16 protein-coding genes are annotated in these 17329 nt (G+C 52.8%); 6 read left to right on the plus strand and 10 right to left on the minus strand.

Annotation, left to right across the window (positions count from 1 at the left end; all coding sequences use genetic code 11):
* The 3 genes from hisH to IQ265_RS13910 form a co-directional block, all read right to left on the minus strand.
* Positions 1–621: an imidazole glycerol phosphate synthase subunit HisH gene (gene hisH, locus IQ265_RS13900; protein ID WP_194054574.1), complete on the minus strand. Its 621-nt coding sequence runs from the start codon at positions 619–621 to the stop codon at positions 1–3.
* A 13-nt stretch (positions 622–634) separates the two neighbouring features.
* Entirely contained in the window at positions 635–1831 is a 1197-nt protein-coding gene (locus IQ265_RS13905; RefSeq protein ID WP_194054576.1) for a glycosyltransferase, read from the minus strand.
* A gap of 75 nt (positions 1832–1906) precedes the next feature.
* Positions 1907–3199, minus strand: a complete 1293-nt coding sequence (locus tag IQ265_RS13910) for an oligosaccharide flippase family protein (protein WP_194054578.1) — start codon at positions 3197–3199, stop codon at positions 1907–1909.
* 121 nt (positions 3200–3320) lie between these two features.
* On the opposite strand from IQ265_RS13910, the gene IQ265_RS13915 reads away from it, so the two are divergent.
* Positions 3321–4124: an FkbM family methyltransferase gene (locus IQ265_RS13915; protein WP_194054580.1), complete on the plus strand. Its 804-nt coding sequence runs from the start codon at positions 3321–3323 to the stop codon at positions 4122–4124.
* A 113-nt stretch (positions 4125–4237) separates the two neighbouring features.
* Here IQ265_RS13915 and IQ265_RS13920 read toward each other — a convergent pair whose 3' ends face one another.
* The 5 genes from IQ265_RS13920 to leuS all read right to left on the minus strand — a co-directional run bounded on the left by IQ265_RS13920 (position 4238) and on the right by leuS (position 11006).
* Entirely contained in the window at positions 4238–4819 is a 582-nt protein-coding gene (locus IQ265_RS13920; RefSeq protein WP_194054582.1) for an acyltransferase, read from the minus strand.
* Positions 4812–5756: a Gfo/Idh/MocA family oxidoreductase gene (locus tag IQ265_RS13925; RefSeq protein WP_194054584.1), complete on the minus strand. Its 945-nt coding sequence runs from the start codon at positions 5754–5756 to the stop codon at positions 4812–4814. The genes IQ265_RS13920 and IQ265_RS13925 overlap by 8 nt, the downstream gene beginning before the upstream one ends.
* Positions 5753–7114: a nucleotide sugar dehydrogenase gene (locus IQ265_RS13930; protein WP_194054592.1), complete on the minus strand. Its 1362-nt coding sequence runs from the start codon at positions 7112–7114 to the stop codon at positions 5753–5755. Before IQ265_RS13930 ends, IQ265_RS13925 begins: the two co-directional genes overlap by 4 nt.
* A 342-nt stretch (positions 7115–7456) precedes the next feature.
* The gene (locus tag IQ265_RS13935) at positions 7457–8320 is read right to left on the minus strand and encodes an ABC transporter permease (protein ID WP_194054594.1); all 864 of its coding nucleotides are present in this window, start codon (positions 8318–8320) and stop codon (positions 7457–7459) included.
* A gap of 94 nt (positions 8321–8414) precedes the next feature.
* Entirely contained in the window at positions 8415–11006 is a 2592-nt protein-coding gene (gene leuS / locus IQ265_RS13940; protein WP_194054596.1) for a leucine--tRNA ligase, read from the minus strand.
* Positions 11007–11372: 366 nt separating this feature from the next.
* On the opposite strand from leuS, the gene IQ265_RS13945 reads away from it, so the two are divergent.
* A complete protein-coding gene (locus IQ265_RS13945; protein ID WP_194054598.1) occupies positions 11373–11876 on the plus strand; it encodes a hypothetical protein in 504 nt (167 codons plus the stop codon).
* A gap of 235 nt (positions 11877–12111) precedes the next feature.
* On the opposite strand, the gene IQ265_RS13950 is transcribed toward IQ265_RS13945, so the two are convergent.
* A complete protein-coding gene (locus IQ265_RS13950; RefSeq protein ID WP_194054600.1) occupies positions 12112–12699 on the minus strand; it encodes a chromophore lyase CpcT/CpeT in 588 nt (195 codons plus the stop codon).
* Positions 12700–12774: 75 nt separating this feature from the next.
* Between IQ265_RS13950 and IQ265_RS13955 the strand changes: the two genes are divergently transcribed.
* Both IQ265_RS13955 and IQ265_RS13960 read left to right on the plus strand, forming a co-directional pair.
* On the plus strand, positions 12775–13113 hold the full coding sequence (locus tag IQ265_RS13955; protein WP_194054602.1) for a hypothetical protein: 339 nt from the start codon (positions 12775–12777) through the stop codon (positions 13111–13113).
* 130 nt (positions 13114–13243) lie between these two features.
* Entirely contained in the window at positions 13244–13771 is a 528-nt protein-coding gene (locus IQ265_RS13960; protein WP_194054604.1) for a plasmid pRiA4b ORF-3 family protein, read from the plus strand.
* Between the two features lie 70 nt (positions 13772–13841).
* Here the strand turns inward: IQ265_RS13960 and IQ265_RS13965 are convergent, their stop codons facing one another.
* Positions 13842–14891 carry a low specificity L-threonine aldolase gene (locus IQ265_RS13965; RefSeq protein WP_194054606.1) on the minus strand — a complete coding sequence of 350 codons (1050 nt, stop codon included), beginning with the start codon at positions 14889–14891 and terminating at the stop codon, positions 13842–13844.
* A 235-nt stretch (positions 14892–15126) separates the two neighbouring features.
* Here IQ265_RS13965 and IQ265_RS13970 point away from each other — a divergent pair, with 235 nt between their 5' ends.
* Positions 15127–15663, plus strand: coding sequence for an LptA/OstA family protein (locus tag IQ265_RS13970; RefSeq protein WP_194054608.1), 537 nt, complete (start codon positions 15127–15129; stop codon positions 15661–15663).
* A 740-nt stretch (positions 15664–16403) separates the two neighbouring features.
* On the plus strand, positions 16404–17285 hold the full coding sequence (locus IQ265_RS13975; RefSeq protein WP_194054610.1) for a hypothetical protein: 882 nt from the start codon (positions 16404–16406) through the stop codon (positions 17283–17285).
* Positions 17286–17329: the final 44 nt, after the last annotated feature.

The following is a 17329-nucleotide window of genomic DNA, read 5'->3' on the forward strand; positions in this document are numbered from 1 at the left end:
TTACAGCTCAGCGAAGTTCTTGAGTAACTGCATACCGTAGCGGTGGCTTTTTTCGGGATGGAACTGCACTCCAAAGATGTGGTCACGCTCTAGGCAAGCTACAAATTTGCGACCGTATGCGGCGGTGCCTGCTACCTCTTGAGGGTTGTCACTAAATACATAATACGAATGGACAAAGTAAAACCGGGCTTCGCCCTCCCAACCTTTGAACAGTCGGCTCTGGGGGTTGTAGCTGACCTCGTTCCAGCCCATGTGGGGAATTTTGTGGCGGCGATCGCTCGGTAAATCTCCCGGTTGAAAGCGCACTGTGTCGGCGGCAAACCAGCCTAGACCGTGCCCAGTGCCCTCTTCACTACGGCGAGTCATTAGCTGAATCCCTAAGCAAATTCCTAGCACGGGAGTGTGCTGCTCCAGCACTGCCCTGTTGAGCGGCTCCAAAAGCCCTCGTTCTGCCAAGTTCTGCATGCCTCGGTCAAAAGCCCCTACCCCCGGCAAAATTAGCTTGGTAGCCGCTGATACCGTGACTGGATCGCTAGAAATAGTGGACTCGGCCCCAATTCTTCGTAGCATGTTGAGCACTGAGCCCAAATTGCCCATGCCATAGTCAAGGATGACGATCATAGGTATCAGTACGTTATGTTGGGTTTAAGCCCATAGCTACACAATATATACTGCGTAGTGCATTGACTACTGGTTTGGAGCCGAATCTATCTAAACAATCTTTCTGAATAAGCGCAGGATCAAAGCGATTTATATTTTCGGCCATGCCTTGAATTGCACCTGCTAAAGCATCAGCATTATCAATTGGAACTAGAATACCGTTGCGATCATTGACAATACACTCGGGTCCGCCGCATGCTGTAGAAATCACAGGTTTTCCATGCATCAAAGTTTCTATTAAAACTACTCCAAAGGTTTCATAACGGCTGGGGTGAACCAAACAGTCGCACTTCAAAATTTCATCCTTAACTTGCCTACGATCTAGATAGCCTTTGAAAGAAATTATCTCCATAATATTTAACTGCTTAGCCAATTGCTTCAGATTCTCTTTTTCAGGACCAGAACCCACAATCGTAAGCCTAACTTTGCTGCTTGTGTGAACAAAATTAGCCAGGGCTCCAAGAAGAGTATCAATACCTTTGTTTCTATCCAAGCTAGCGATTGCTAGTAGTTTAAGCTCACCCACTAATTCCTTTTTTCTATAGGTCTTTGGCAATCCTGACTCAAACTCTGGGTCGATTAGATTTGGAACCCATTGCCATGTTTGCCTAAGTTGATGAAACTTGCCTTCCAAAAGTTCACAGAGGCTTGGACTGACAGCAATTAAGGCTTTGGAATGACTATAAGCAGTTTTTACATCGTTTAATTCTTGATCGTCAAGGTTGCCAAGAGCAAATACAGAGCTATGTTCTGTGATGACATATGGAATGTTATACTTTTGATAAATGGATTGGGCCAAAAGGCCAGCTATAATTGCATTGTGCGCATGGATAACATCAGGTATACCATGGCAGTTGATGTATTTTTCAAATATCCCTAGGCCAGTTTTTATCCATACACGGGAGTAGTTTGAGATAAATCTCTCCCAAACCCAAATTTTTTTCTTGTGAACAGGAATTTCTTCGTCTAGGTAAGTAAAATCCCTAGCATTTCTCTCTGACACTCTGATTTTCAACATCTCTGAGAACCTAGAGGTGAACAAATCAGGAGACACTATCCCAACTTGGTAGCCATGACGCACAAGGGCTTTGGCTTGATGACGCTGAAAAATACCTGACAACGGAGAATCATCAGGCAGATATCTTTCAGAGGGAATGATCAGAATATGCATTTTTCTTGAGAAGAGAAAAATATTTTCACGGTTGTCTTCTAATTCATTGCTTAAAATCTAAATACATTTGGACAATCAAACATCCAATATTTTCATTTGAGAATTAGATGATATTTTGCGCGTCCATAGGATTACACCAAGCAAACTAAGGCTTGCAATTGAGGATACGCCTAGAAGCAAAATGCTAAATTCAACTTGAAAATTAGCTAGAACTAAAGCGAATCCAGGCAAAAGGATACTGACCGCCAGTCCTATAAAGAAAAATTGTTTTTGTTTGCCAAGGACAACGGGCACCATGGATAGCGGCGAAGCCAAAAAGCTAAGAATAATCCAAGGGACTAAAATCCTGGCGTAGATCCCAGCTTTTAACCACTTGTCTCCAAAGGCAATGGAGAAGACAACTGGGGCAAGTAACATAATCCCTAGAAGTAGAGGCAAGAAGACAACAAGCAATTTTTTAATTAGCTCTTTACACTTCAGCCATAAGTTAATTCTATGGTTATGAGCTTCAGCTATTTCTTGATAGAAAACCTGTGATATCGGTGTACTAATCAGACTTATAGGAAGCTGGATAACTCTCTGAGCTAAGGAATAGTGACCAAGACTTTCCATGGAATAAAATGTTGATATAGCAAAGTAGATTCCATTTGTTCTGAAAGTATCAAGAAAAACCTGCGGGGCGTTAAACTTTGGAAAGTCCTTGTATTTGGCTGCATAAACAAAGCTCTTATTTAGGCTTACATACTTTCCTAGTTCGTGATCCTTCCTGAATATATGAAAACCTAGGTAGGATATTCCAATCGTCTGACTAATTAATCCGCTACATATCAACCCGCCCACTCCCAAATCGTTAAGTCCAGCATATAGATTAAAGGCGGCTCCTAGCAAAGACTGCAAAATAGATGTTTCTACGAGTTTTCTATAGTATTTCTTCCGATTAGACCAGTAGCTAAGTGTTTGATAAACACCCGTTTGCAGAACCGTAACTGGAATGAAGTAGAGCCATCGCGAGATTTCTATGTTACTAATCTGTTTAGCAATGCTCTGATTGAATACACTAATAATCACTAATGATAGTAGACTCGAAATAACTGCCAGGGAAGCAGTAAGTGCGACAACATTAACTGCTTCTTCGTCTTTCTCTGGCAAAACTATTGAAACCTCATACTGCCCTGTAGCAATCACTGAAATCGAAGTTGTAATACCTAAGTAAATAGCTATTACACCATAGTCGCTAGGTGTAAACAACCTGGACAGAATAGGAGACATGCCTATGGAAACTACTTGAACAAAGGTTGTTCCTGTAGCCAGCTTAAGCACATTTTGATTAAAGCCATCTTTAGAAAACCATGCCTGTATTGATTTCATGTTTCAAGAGTCAAGACATCAAAAGTTCAATTAATTTTCTTTGCGCTATTCACTCGCGAGTCAATATCACTGATGAAATGGTATAAATGGTCATCAAAAATCAATTCAGACGGACAGGGTTATGGATTTTCGCTACCGGGATCAAACCTTTTCAATCAATAGCCTTTCAGAAAGTGATCATATTTACAAGCATATTGTTGAGAGCAATAGTTTTTATGAAATTGACCTACTTGAGTACATTTACTCGTTAAGATCTTTTTTGCCTCGCGGTAAAGCTATTGCTATAGACGTAGGAGCTAATATTGGTAACCATTCTATCTTTTTAGGAAAATTTTTGTCAGACTACGTCTTTGCGATTGAGCCTTACGAACCTACCTTCCAAGTTTTACAAGACAATCTTAGAAGAAATTTGTCGGGTGATCAGTATTTCACCTTCTGCCTAGCTGTAGGAGAATCGGATGGAACTGGTGTAATGAAATTACCTGACGATGGCGATAGCAATTTTGGCATGATGAAGTTTGAAGCATCCTCCGAAGGTGGGAGAACTCGTTTAGTAACCTTGGAAAATCTAGTTGATGAAGCTTGCACGAAGGAGCTTTTAAACGCTAATGTCGCTATCGTAAAGATTGACGTTGAAGGCATGGAAATGTCGGTTTTAAGAGGGGGAAGAAAAATCTTAGAGAAATTCAAGCCTCATCTATTCATTGAGCTTTCAACCGATTCTGCTTTTGAGTCGGCTAGTCAATTTTTGGATGAGCTGGGGTATAAAGTTATGAGTTGTCACGCAGATACTCCGGTCTATCATTTTGCTTACAAACCTAATCAACTGCTGTATCTCTTCATTAAATACCTAAGTGCCAAGCTCTATTTCGACAAACATTTAAAGCCTAGAATTATTCAAAAGCTGCACACAGTTTTTAGCTGAAGGTGGCTGTATCCAAGGCACTCAAAGCCCCAAGCTTATCTGACGCAGTAAGTTCACCTGTTCACGAGTCCAACAATAGCAATCAGTATCGTAGAGAGACTCGGACATCGCGCTTACCCCACTGGAGCAACCTGTAACGCCGAAAACCGTTGATACTTAACTTCCATTGAATCTACGGCGAAACCCTCGGCATCAAACTCCAGCACATCACCGTAGGCACTCATCCAACCCATGATCTTGGCTGGCACCCCCGCTACCATGGCATAAGCTGGCACATCCTTCGTCACTACCGCCCCCGCCGCCACAAAAGCGCACTCGTGCAGCGTCACCCCACACACGATTGTCGCATTAGCCCCAATGCTCGCCCCCCGCTTCACCCTCGTAGTCAAGTAGTCGTCGGAGGTATTGCGTGGAAACTCGCAGCGCGGTGTTTTCACGTTGGTAAACACCATACTGGGGCCGCAAAACACGTAGTCTTCCAAAATTATCCCCTCGTAGAGGGAGACATTGTTTTGGATTTTGCAGCCGTCGCCAATGGTGACCCGATTGGCCACATAAACATTTTGCCCCAGTGAGCAGTTTTGGCCGATGGTAGCCCCAGCCATAACGTGGCTAAAGTGCCAAATTTTGGTGCCCTCGCCAACGGTGGCCCCAGCGTCGATGAGAGCGGTATCGTGAGCAAAAAAATCAGCCATGGAGTGCCGCCTCTACCTGTTCCAAAATATTTACTACCGCAACCCCATTCCACCCGTCTGAGTGGGGGCGCTGACGGCTAGCCACACAAGCTAAAAAATGTTCACATTCCAGTTTGAGCGGCTGAGCATCGGCAATATCGATAATTTGGGTGCCCTTGTCCACAGCATTAAGATCGCCGTCGAAGTGCTTGTGATGCACCGTCACTACCTGCTCAATCTCGTCGTAGACCAACATTTGATGCTCAGCAATTACTACAGTGCCCCGCTGCTTGAGGGGCCACTGCCAAGAGCAGTGAAGATGGGCGGTTTGCCCGGTGGCAAAGGCAAGGTCTACCTGCACCTCGTCAGCGATCGCAGTTTGTAGACGGGCATGCCCCACCGCCTGCACCGCCTCAAGGGCAGGCGACCCCAGCAAATCGAGAATGATAGAGACATCATGGGGGGCCAGCGACCACCATACATTTTCAGTGGTGCGTACCTTGCCTAGGTTAAGCCGCTGGGTGGCTACATGCTGCACCATCCCAGCTTCCCCCGATCGCAGATAATTGCGCATCCAAGCGATGGCAGGCTGGTAGAGCAGCAGGTGCCCCACCATCAAAATGCGATCGTGGGCATCGGCGTACTCAGCCAGCTGCCGCGCCTCAGTAGCCCGCAGCGTCATGGGCTTTTCGACAAACACATCTTTGCCTGCGGTGAGCGCAGCTAGGGCCAACTCAAAATGAGTGGGGGCCGGGGTGGCCAGCACCACAGCTGGCGCATCACTGGCAAGGGCCAGATCAAAGGTTTCGTAGATAGTGGCTTTGGGGTGGTTGGCCTGTAGGCGCTGCCGCAGGGCCGCATCTACCTCGACCACTCCGGCCAGGTGGCCCAACTGCTCAAAGTTGCGCACTAGGTTTTGGCCCCAGTGACCGCTGCCAACTACAATCACATCGGTCATAGCAGGGTTACCTTATGGTTGGGATCGCTTAGGTGGCGGGTGGCTCCTCGGGTGTCAAGAATGGCCTTGGCCTGGTGCAATACCCGGCTAAAGTCTACAGAACTGTGCTCGGTGGTGATGATCACCAGGTCGGCGCTGGCAATGGCATCATCGGTCAACTCTACGCTCTCTAACAAGTGGCCGTTGAGGTGCAGCGACGGCACGTAGGGGTCATGGTAGCGCAGGGTAACCTGCTCGTGCATGAGCGACTCCATTACCGCCAGGGCCGGCGATTCGCGCCAGTCGGCCAAGTCTTTTTTGTAGGTGACGCCGATGACTAAAATTTGCGATCGCGACGGGGCAATACCTAGCTGATTGAGTACCCGACAGGCTTTGCTGCGCACAAAAGAGGGCATGCGGCGGTTGATCTCGCCTGCCAGGGCAATGAAGCGGGTGTTGAAGTTAACCTCTTTGGCCTTCCACTCCAAGTAGTGGGGGTCGATGGGTATGCAATGGCCGCCGACACCAGGGCCAGGGTAGAAAGGCATGATGCCAAAGGGCTTGGTGTTAGCGGCGTCAAGCACTTCCCAAACATCAATATCAATACGATCGCACAGCAGCGCTAACTCATTCACTAGAGCGATGTTGACGGCCCGGAACGTATTCTCAAAGATTTTTACCAGCTCAGCGGCCTTGGCGCTGCTAACGGGCACCACGTGATCGATCGTCTGCTGGTAAAACAGGGTGGCAATCTCCAGGGAAAGTGGGTCAGAGGCCCCCACTACTTTATTGGTGTTTTTGGTGGTATAACGCTGATTGCCCGGGTCTACCCGCTCCGGGGAATGGGCTAGAAAGAAGTCGCGCCCCTGCTTCAGCCCACTGTGGTGCTCTAAGATCGGCCGCATCACGTCGTCGGTAGTGCCCGGATAGGTGGTGGACTCCAGGGAAATCAGCTGGCCGGGGCGCAGGTGGTGGGCAATGGCGGTGGTCACACTCTCGATGTATGACAGGTCGGGGGTAAGGTTTTTGGTCAGGGGCGTGGGCACGCAGATTACTACTACGTCGGCATCAATGATGCGATCGAAGCCGGTAAATGCTTGAATTTTGCCCGCTTCCACCAGCGCCTTGAGTTCGGCATCATCCACATCGGCAATGTAGTTGTCGGCTCGGTTGACCCGCTCGGCCCGTTTGGGGTTTTGCTCAATGCCCAGCACCTGAAATCCGACCTTAGCTTTTTCGACCGCAAAGGGAAGGCCAACATAGCCCAGCCCAACAACGCCAATGCGGGCGGTATGCTGAGTAATACGCTCTTTAAGCTGCAAAAAACACGCGGGTAGAGGCGTTGAAGTCCTTTGGGGGTCAAAGGTAGTTGAAGTCATAGGTGTAAGGGGGGCTCATTACAATTTATCTTGCCCACGGGTATGGCCAAACCTACACCAACAGGAACTCGTTACTGTGCTTTACAAAGCTGGTCAATTCGCTAGAACGAGTACCCCCCACTAGGGGTACTTCACTTGTTACTGGCAAAGACATAGGTAATCTCAGCACCTCAAGAAAAATCACTGGCACTGCCGGGGCGCTCGATAGGGGCACCATCAGCCCGTCCAGGCAAAATGAGCTTTCTTCGACAACGGAAACCACATACTCGAAGGCACAGTCTGCCAGCAACCCAGGGGTGAGTTCTGCCAGTAGGGCGGACGATCGCACCCCTCCACCCTCCGCTAAATCACGTCGGCAAAGGTGCGCTCCATGCGGCGGAAGTAGAGAACGCCTGTGACCAGCAGCACCACCACCAGCAGCATCGAGAGCCAGAACCCCGGCCAGTAGAGCGCCACATCGCCGCCAATGATCGCCCAGCGAAACCCATCGATCACCCCCACCATGGGGTTGAGGGAGTACAGCAGCCGCCAGCGATCGGGAATGATGCTGCTACTAAAGCCGACGGGCGAAATGTAGAGGCCAAACTGCACTAAAAACGGCACCACGTAGCGAAAGTCGCGGTACTGCACATTGAGGGCGGCCAGCCAGAGACCTGCGCCCATAGCGGCAGCAAAGGCGATCGCAATAAACACAGGCAGTGTCACCACCCGCCACGAGGGCATTTCCTGGTACCAGGCCATCAGCCCCAGCAAGATAATGCCCGAAATCAGAAAGTCCACAAAGCTGACGATGACGGCGCTGGTGGGCACCACCAGCCGAGGAAAGTACACCTTAGAAATCAGGTTGGCGTTGGTAATCAGGCTGTTGCTGCACTCGCTGAGGGCGTTAGAAAAGAACTGCCAGGGCAACAGCGCTGAAAACACCAAAATGGGGTACGGGGCACTGCCCTCGGTGGGCAGGTTGGCCAGGCGACCAAACACCACCGTAAACACCACCATGGTCAAAAACGGGCGAATCAGCGCCCAGGCCACCCCGATCGCGGTCTGTTTATAGCGCACCAAAATATCGCGCCAGGCGAGAAAGTAAAATAGCTCGCGGTAGCGCCACAGGTCGCGAAAGTATTGGGCTTCGGTGCGGCCCGCCTCAATAATCAATTCGGGCGGAGCGGCGGGGGCGGGGCGGCGGGGACGTTTTAGGCGAGGCATAGGCACAGGTTACTCTATGGGCCAAGGTGCCCATCCTAAAGCCAAAGTCGCTCAGATGAACACCTGAGCGCTCAATTTTTTTAGCCTTAGCCTGCTATCCGGCTACCACAAAGTTGACCAGCTTGCCGGGCACCACAATCACCTTTTTGATCTCCTTGCCGGTCAGGTAACGTTGGGCTGCCTCCGACTCGCGGGCGTATTGCTCGAGCGCGGCTTTGTCGGAGTCGGCGGGTACCTCCAGGGTGCCGCGCGTCTTGCCCATGATTTGAATCACCAGGGTAATCTCATCCACTACCAGGGCGCTGGGGTCAAATACAGGCCAGGGAGTGCGGTGGACGGACTCGCTATGGCCCAGCTGGTGCCAGAGTTCGTCGGCCAGGTGGGGCGCAAAGGGGGCCAAGAGCAGCACCAGGGCGCGTACACCCTCGGCGTAAACCGGGGATGCTTTCGTGGCAGAGTCTGTGAGGGCATTGCTGAGCTTCATCAGCTCTGAGACGGCGGTGTTGAACTGGTAGTCGCCATCAATGTCTTCGGTAATCGCTTGAATGGCGGTGTGGATGGCGCGGCGCAGATTTTTTTCGTCCTTAGAAAGATCGGCAGCGGTATCCCCGGCGGGCGAGCCACCATTTGCCCCTGCGGTGGCGATGTATTCGGTTACCAGCCGCCAAACTCGGTTGAGAAAGCGGAACTGCCCCTCTACGTCGGCGTCATCCCACTCCAGGTCTTTTTCGGGCGGGGCCTTGAAGAGAATGAACATACGGGCGGTGTCGGCCCCGTACTTGGCCAGCACGGCCTTGGGATCGACGCCGTTGTACTTCGACTTTGACATTTTTTCGTAGAACACCTCCAGGGCATCGCCTGTCTGCGGATCGACGGGGTGCGCTGGGTCGGCCACATCCTCAGGGGCAACATACCTACCCGTCTTGGGGTTTTTGTAGGCGGTGTTTTGCACCATGCCCTGGGTTAGCAGCCGCTCAAAGGGTTCGTCGCAGGAGAGCAGGCCGCGATCGCGCAGCACCTTAGTAATAAAGCGCGAGTACAGCAGGTGCAGAATGGCGTGCTCAATGCCGCCTACGTACTGATCCACAGGCATCCAGCCGTTGGCCTGGGCGGTGGCAAAAGCCTGCTCAGGGTTTTGGGCATCGGTATAGCGCAAAAAGTACCAGGACGAGTCGATAAAGGTGTCCATGGTATCGGTTTCGCGCCGAGCGGGGCGATCGCAGGTGGGGCAGGGCACATTCACCCAGTCGCCTAGCTGGGCCAAGGGCGAGGCACCGCGCCCCGAAAATTCCACATCCTCGGGCAGGGTGACGGGCAGCTGCTCATCGGGCACAGGCACAATGCCGCACTCCGGGCAGTGCACCACCGGAATTGGCACCCCCCAGTAGCGCTGGCGCGAGATTAGCCAGTCGCGCAGGCGATAGTTCGACTCGCCCTGTCCCTTCTTGTTGGCCTCCAACCAGCGAATAGCGGCTGGGACGCTTTCGGCCTCCCCTTTACCCGCTGGAATGTCATTGAGCGGTCCAGAGTTGACCATAACGCCTTCCCCGGCCCAAGCGGCGGTCATGGTATCGCCGTCGAGAACGTCTCCCTCTGGCTGCACCACCACCTTGACCGGCAGATCAAACTTGCGGGCAAACTCAAAGTCGCGCTGGTCGTGGGCGGGCACCGCCATAATCGCCCCGGTGCCATAGCCCATCAGTACATAGTCGGCAATCCAGATGGGGATCTTGGCCCCGTTCACTGGGTTCACCGCATAGCTGCCCGTCCACACGCCGGTTTTTTCGCGGTCTTCGGCGGTGCGATCGATCTCGCTTTTGGCGGCGGCGGCCTTGCGGTAGTCGTCTACGGCAGCGACGCGATCGGGCGCGGTCAGCTTCTCCACCAGCGGGTGCTCCGGCGACAGCACCATAAAGGTGGCCCCCCACAGGGTATCGGGTCGGGTGGTAAACACCGGCAGGGCATCCCCCGCCTCGGTTTTAAATACGACTTGAGCGCCTGTGGACTTGCCAATCCAGTTAGCCTGCATGGTGCGCACCCGCTCGGGCCAGCCGGGCAGCTTATCCAGGTCTTGCAGCAGCTCCTCGGCGTAGTCGGTAATCTTTAGAAACCACTGGCGCAGCAGCTTTTTCTCTACCAGAGCCCCCGATCGCCAGGACTTGCCCTCGCTGTCTACCTGCTCGTTGGCCAGCACCGTTTGGTCAATGGGGTCCCAGTTGACCGCCGCCTCTTTTTGGTAGGCCAGGCCCATTTGCAGCATTTGAATAAAAATCCACTGGGTCCAGCGGTAGTAGTCGGGGGCGCAGGTGGCCACCTCGCGCTCCCAGTCGTAGGAGAGGCCGAGTTCCTGAAGCTGTGCCCTCATCTGGTCAATGTTCTGGTACGTCCACTGGGCCGGGTGAACGCCGCGATCGATTGCTGCATTTTCCGCAGGCAGGCCAAAGGCATCCCAGCCCATGGGGTGCAGCACCCGGTAGCCCTGCATCCGCCGCACCCGCGCCACCACGTCGGTAATGGTGTAGTTGCGCACGTGGCCCATGTGCAGGTTCCCCGACGGGTAGGGAAACATCGACAGCGCGTAGAACTTGGGCTGATCGGGGTTCTCGATCGCCCGATCTAGCCCTTGCTCGGCCCAGACCTGCTGCCACTTCGTCTCGATCTCTGCGGGGTTATATTTGGACTCCACGTCCCTAGCTCCTACTGCTGCACTGGTGCGAACTGTAGACCATGATAGCGACGAGTGGGAGCGAGATTGCGAACAAAAAGATGCGTTCGTCCTACAAATTTTCAGCCTGTCCAGTTTACGACCCGCCCCTACGTCTCTAGCAGTGACCCTAAATACATAGGGTCACAGGTGGCTATGCACGCACAGAAGTTGTTTTTTGGTCACGTTGCCTTAGGTTGCGGCAATCAGCAGGAAAAATTCATAAGCAGGAACACTGCACAGAAAAAACTTGTCACTTTTCGGCAATGAAACCTTCTTAAATGAGCTAAAAGAATAAAGTTCTGCGGGTCTAAATTTATGATGACAACCGCACCGGACACATGAGCTATGACTGAGATTTTAGAGTTTTGTGGAGAATTTTCTCCACCCACAATTGGAACTAGATCCAATTCAGTTAAAATTGCTGGAGATGGCTTTTGTCAATTGACAGACAAGGGATTGAGAGTTCAGGGGTTCAAAGATCGTCGACTCAGCAAAACCGAGTGGATCAATGCGGTTTTCTGGGTGCTAGTTTGTTTTGTCACCGGTTTTTTTGTTTTCTTTGTTTGGTTTGCTGGACTGGGATATGTGATTAGGTTAATTAACTTAAGAAAACGAAAAAATAAGCGTGGCAAGCCAGTTGATATTCTGATTCCCTGGAAGAAAATCTCATCCTATAGCTTAAGTTCAGCAGCCGACAAGATAATTATTATCCACCTTAAGAAGTTCAAATCAAGACAGGGAACTTTTGCTGGGAAGTTATTTTTTCAAGTGGATGACTCACGGAATTCAATGGATTTTTTGGATTTTGCTGAAGAACTAGTGAATTATGGAATTCGGCCTCTGTCTTAGCCAGAATTTTAGAATTAGGCCTCAAGGAGGTAAGCACCTTGGTGCCTACCTCCAAACCCCGAAAACTCTGGAAGCACGCACCTCAGGGTTAAAACCTTGCGCCTAATCAACCAGAGCGGGCTAGATGCCATATACACCCTACCGCGCTGTAAGCAGGTACACCTGAGCAATCAGCATCTTAATCGCGATATAGCAAGGCTTCTAACGATTCAGGATTACGTTTAAGTAGGCTTACTTACTTAATTTCCTCGGCAAAGCTGGCCCGGCGCTTAAACATAAACGGCCCCGCCAGCGATCCCCACAGGTGCTCGTTGGTCTCCGGGTCGCGGCCCCGATCCCAGCTGATGAACTGGTCGGCGTCGATTTCGAACTCGCTATCCAAATAGGTGAGCTTGCCGTTGCGGGTCACCATACAGGCGTTGCCGGGTTCGACTGCCCCTTTGAATTTAGTGCCCGTCCAGTGGACGATCATGTTGCAGCCGGGGGTTTTCTCAAAGTGGTCGGCGGTGAGCTTGGCCAACTGCCCCAAATCGCGGGAAGCGCCGTAGAAGGCTTCGCCGTCCTTGACAGTGTAGTTTTCAATCAGGATATGGTCGTCTTGGGCGCTGAGCCGCATGCCGCGCGCCCGGTAGGGCTGATTGAGCTGAAAATCGTAGGCCTGCTCAATATAAAAGCCCAGACCGTCGAGGGTGGCGGTGGGCAAAGGGCGCATGCAGACGCGAATGTGGGCAAACAGGGGCGGGTTGTCAAAGGCCTGCTGCTGATTGCTAAAGTCTGCCGCCATCCAGCGGGCCAGGGTGTGAGTATCAGTCGCGTGGGTCATGGATGGGTATAGAAAGCATCGTGATAAGGTTCTAGTCTACAGGTTTGGCGGTGCTAACTTTTGGGAAATGCCGTGGTGAAGAAGCTCCATATCGCTCTGTCTACCGAGGACATTGCCGCCTCTGTGGCCGATTATTCGGCCCGTTTGGGCTGCCGCCCCGAGCTGGTGGTCGAAGGAATTTATGCCCTTTGGCGGACTGACCAACTCAACCTTTCGATTCGTCGGGCCGACGGTGTGCCACCGGGGCAGCTGCGTCATCTGGGCTGGGAAGATGATGCTGCCAAGGCCTTTACCGCCGAGGTAGATGTCAACGGCATTACCTGGGAGCGCTTTGCCGCCCACCACCAGGCCGATGAAATCAACCAGATCTGGCCGGAGACGAACTACCGGGTTGAATCTGGAGCGGAGGAATGAAGCTAGGGCGGGGCGATCGCGTTTTGACTGTGCTCAACTCTCGATGGCCACGCTTCGCTTTACCCCACGCCAGCCAGGCCTAGCAACGTCGAAACTGGCGCTAACTCAATCACCCCACAGAATCTTGGCGATGACGACTCACCCCACTATTGAAACCTTTTGCCTGCACCTCGAATTGCTCGACAGCGACCCGCCGATCTGGCGACGGGTCTGCCTGCAAGGTGATACCTCCCTAGAGGCGCTGCACCGGGTGCTGGCAGCCGCAATGGGATGGTCGGGGCAGGCCGACTACGTAATTAAAGGGCAGGGCCAGGGTTTGCAAAGCGGCGAAGACAGAACGCTCTCTACCCTGCTTACTCAGCCCGGCGACAGCTTGATCTATACCTACGCCCCGGCCCAGGGCTGGCTGCACAAAGTTACCCTCGAATCGATTGGCCCCGCTGAAGGCTCGGTGCCCCGCTGCACCGCTGGAGAGCACCAGTGCCCGCCCGAGTTTTGCCAGGGCGTATGGGACTACGTCGATCTACTCGATCGCCTCAGCGATGGCGACGACCCCGACGAGGTCGATGCCCTCTGGCAAAAGGTCGGCTACGACTTTGACCCCGAGTACTTTGATTTAGCTGCCGCCAACCAGCGATTGCAGGAGCGATCGCGGTAGGGGCACAGGGTCAGTACAGCCTCGCGGCACCGTTTCCCGATGCTGGTGGGCAGAGGCTGCGATCGCACCCCTAAACCGCATCCCGAATATCCTTCACCAGCGCATCGATCGCCTCGGTAGTCGTGTTCCAGGCGCACATTAGCCGCGCGCCCTCAGTGCCAATGAAGGTGTAGAACTTCCAGCCCCGGCGGTACAGCTCCTCCGTCAGCGCCGGGGGCATCTGCACAAACACTCCATTGGCCTGACGGGGAAACAGCATTTTCAGCTCAGGAATTCCCTGAAGCTGCTGCTCTAGGTAGGCGGCCATGCGGTTGGCGTGCTCGGCATTGCGCAGCCAGGCTCCGGTCTCGAGCAGCCCTAGCCAGGGGGCCGAAATAAACCGCATTTTGGAGCACAGCTGCCCCGCCTGCTTGCAGCGGTAGGCAAAATCTTCCGCCAGTGCTTTGTCAAAGAAAAGAATAGCCTCCCCAATGCCCATACCGTTCTTGGTGCCGCAGCAGCACAGCACGTCAACGCCCGCCTGCCAGGTCAGCTCGGCCGGGGTTTTGCCCGAGGCTACCAGCGCATTGGCAAAGCGCGCCCCATCCATATGTACTTTGAGTCCGTGGTGGCGGGCCAGGTCGCTGAGAGCAGCCAGCTCATCGACCGTGTAGAGGGTGCCCACCTCGGTGGCCTGGGTGAGGCTAATCACCTTGGGCTTGGGGTAATGAATGTCGGTGCGCTTAGTAATTAACCGCTCCACGTTAGCGGGGTCAAGCTTGCCATGCTCGCCCTGGGCCAGCAGCAGCTTCGAGCCGTTGCTGGCAAACTCGGGGGCACCGCACTCGTCGGTTTCCACATGGGCCAGCTCGTGGCAAATGACGCTGTGGTACGACTGGCACAGCGACGCCAGGGTGAGCGAGTTGGCCGCCGTACCGTTAAAGACGAAAAAAACTTCGCAATCGGTCTCAAAAATGGCGCGAAACTTATCGGTGGCTCTTTGGGTCCACTCGTCATCGCCATAGGCGGGCACATCGCCCTGGTTGGCGGTCAGCAGGTAGTCTAGCGCCTCGGGGCACATGCCGGAATAGTTGTCGCTGGCAAACTGAATAGGGCGCGTGGCTGGTGGGGCAGTGATCATAGCGGCAATGGCGTTAGGGGTGTTTTGAGGATAGCTTGGGGAAACGGTCGCTGGATGTTTTGCAGACGGGTGCCAACCCGCCGCGGCTCCAGAGCAGCAGTGGCATTGCAAGGCGTGCGGAGGCCGGGTGGACAGAATCTAGCAGTGGGCCAGGGCCAACGGCAGCGACGGAGGGATGGAGTAAGATTGGAAAGCTAGATAAGCGTTAGACCACAACGGGATTAGGACTTGGGCTATGGCAGATGGGTTGCGCTGGGTTTGGTTGACGGCAGCAGCAGCAGGGGCATTGGTAGCCCTCAATGGCGGCAACCTGGCCCAGCTAGGGGTTGCACCGGCCCAGGCTCAGGATGGGGGTGCTATTACCCTGCGATCGGATATCCAAGAAGCCAACGCTGCCACGGGCATCATCACCGCCCGCGGCAATGTGCAGATCGACTATCCCAGCCGCAGCATTCAGGCCACATCAGCCCAGGCCGACTATTTCAGCAATGAGCAGCGCATTGTGCTCAGCGGCGGTGTTGTGGTTACCCAGCGAGGAAACACGCTGCGAGCTGAAGTTGTTACCTATCTCATTGAAGAAGATCGCTTTGTGGCCACCCCACGCCCCAACGATCAAGTCGAGGCGGTGTACATACTGCCCGAGTCAGCGCCCAGTTCGGTTCAAGGAGAAGCGCCGGGGAATACCCGTCCGCCTACGCCTCGCCCGCCCACGGTGCTAGATGTCAGCCCCATTGAGCCTGAGCCTCAACCTTCGACCCCCCTAGAAAATTAGGACCACCGGCTACAGACGTTTGCCTAATACCAGAGCTGCCTAAGAACAGCTCCGAATGATTCTATGGATCAAAATACTCTGTAAGTGAGGGGTCTGAGCCACTTGACCCTGGCAACCACAGTGCTAATCTTCGGTAGTTACCTGGATAGACTTTCTATGTATTCACATCCCCCCAAAGGTAGATTTTATTTATCTGGGCTTTATTAAACTGCCTCTAACGAAAAGTATTGTGAAAAGGGTTCTATGCGTAATGGCGATCGCAAGGGCAATCCTAGATAGTAGGAATAGAGCACAGGTCACAGCGGAAAGAGATCCCTTGGGTTTGCTGTGCATTAAGTGTTTCCCTGGCTGAGTTGAAATCTACCGCATAGTTGATTGGCTGGATGGTTGCTTCCGCAGTCACCCCTAATTAAGGACGCACACGCGTAAAAAATAACGATGTTCAGCCCCTTGGATCTACAAGTTTAGGGTGCCAGCTCACAGCTGAGCAGACTTAGCGCTGGCGTGCACGCGACCTTTTTCACTCTTTTGTAATTAATGCCGATCTGTGGCTGAGATTTTGCAGATGTTTTTGACATCTGTCACATTCCCCTGCGCCCCAAACGAGACCTGCCTGTTCCTGTAAAGCGTTGCTGAATAATGCGTTTTTAATTTCGGCCAACATGCTTACTTATTTTCTGTCTTCATTTTCACTAAAAGAGAGTTCTATTGTTGGCTCACTAAATCTGGTGCTGAGTAAAGTGCGGTCAATTCTGCGGCTGCTGTGGGGCGACCCACGTTTTTTGGTGATGAGCTGGCTGGCGCGCTTTATTGCCGTGCGGGAGTGGGTGGCCGATCGCGGCGGCTACCAGCCCCCGGCAACCATTGATACAACGGTCATACAGGCGACAGTCGGGGCTCGTTCCTTAGCAACGTCAGGCCAGGTTGCGAAGCTCATTCAGGCCCATGGCTACTACGTCGGCTTTACTCTACAAAACAGCATTTTGCAGGACTTGCTCACCTTTGCTGAGACAAAACCTTGCTATGCCAACCGCGATCCGGCTCTGCCGTTTTATATCAAAAACAAAGATCAGTTGGAGCAATCGTTAGGTACCCAGCTGCTGGTGGCAGGATATTTAGACACCCATGAAGCCTGTGACGCTTACCAAAAACTGAAGACAGACCCATACCTTTTAGATGTAGCCAGCCAGTACCTCAATCACTCAGCAATTTACATGCGGGGCGAGTTGGCCTGGGGATTTCCGGCCCCCAATACCCCGGCAGAGAAAATTAGCACAGCGCGAGTTTACCACTGCGATATCAATGACTTTAAGACGATTAAGTTTTTCTTTTACCTCACCGAGGTGGGCGAGGGCGAAGGCCCCCACGCCTATATTAAAGGCACTCATCGCCACCGTCGGTTTAGCCACCAGTGGATTGGCCAGGGCTGTGCTGCCCTTGACGACGAAGCTCTAGTCGATATCTATGGCCGCGATCGCGTGCATGTTGTTACCGGGCCAGCCGGGCTGGGCTTTGCAGGCGATCCCTACTGTTTGCACAAAGGGGGCGTACCTTACCAGCAGCCTCGGCTGCTGCTGCAGCTTGAGTTTGGCATTTACCCCTATCGCATTTGGTACTTTTAGAGTTTGCTATGCTTGAGCTGCCTAACTTTTATACAAAGGACGGG

Origin of the sequence: Nodosilinea sp. LEGE 06152 (assembly GCF_015207525.1) — a bacterium.
Lineage (GTDB): Bacteria > Cyanobacteriota > Cyanobacteriia > Phormidesmidales > Phormidesmidaceae > Nodosilinea.

Coding starts and splice junctions, on each gene's coding strand:
- IQ265_RS13965 (WP_194054606.1), bottom strand. CDS start 14,891: ATGATCACTGCCCCACCAGCCACGCGCCCTATTCAGTTTGCCAGCGAC.
- IQ265_RS13960 (WP_194054604.1), top strand. CDS start 13,244: ATGACGACTCACCCCACTATTGAAACCTTTTGCCTGCACCTCGAATTG.
- IQ265_RS13930 (WP_194054592.1), bottom strand. CDS start 7,114: ATGACTTCAACTACCTTTGACCCCCAAAGGACTTCAACGCCTCTACCC.
- IQ265_RS13925 (WP_194054584.1), bottom strand. CDS start 5,756: ATGACCGATGTGATTGTAGTTGGCAGCGGTCACTGGGGCCAAAACCTA.
- IQ265_RS13905 (WP_194054576.1), bottom strand. CDS start 1,831: ATGCATATTCTGATCATTCCCTCTGAAAGATATCTGCCTGATGATTCT.
- IQ265_RS13950 (WP_194054600.1), bottom strand. CDS start 12,699: ATGACCCACGCGACTGATACTCACACCCTGGCCCGCTGGATGGCGGCA.
- IQ265_RS13915 (WP_194054580.1), top strand. CDS start 3,321: ATGGATTTTCGCTACCGGGATCAAACCTTTTCAATCAATAGCCTTTCA.
- IQ265_RS13970 (WP_194054608.1), top strand. CDS start 15,127: ATGGCAGATGGGTTGCGCTGGGTTTGGTTGACGGCAGCAGCAGCAGGG.
- IQ265_RS13910 (WP_194054578.1), bottom strand. CDS start 3,199: ATGAAATCAATACAGGCATGGTTTTCTAAAGATGGCTTTAATCAAAAT.
- IQ265_RS13935 (WP_194054594.1), bottom strand. CDS start 8,320: ATGCCTCGCCTAAAACGTCCCCGCCGCCCCGCCCCCGCCGCTCCGCCC.
- IQ265_RS13945 (WP_194054598.1), top strand. CDS start 11,373: ATGACTGAGATTTTAGAGTTTTGTGGAGAATTTTCTCCACCCACAATT.
- hisH (WP_194054574.1), bottom strand. CDS start 621: ATGATCGTCATCCTTGACTATGGCATGGGCAATTTGGGCTCAGTGCTC.
- IQ265_RS13920 (WP_194054582.1), bottom strand. CDS start 4,819: ATGGCTGATTTTTTTGCTCACGATACCGCTCTCATCGACGCTGGGGCC.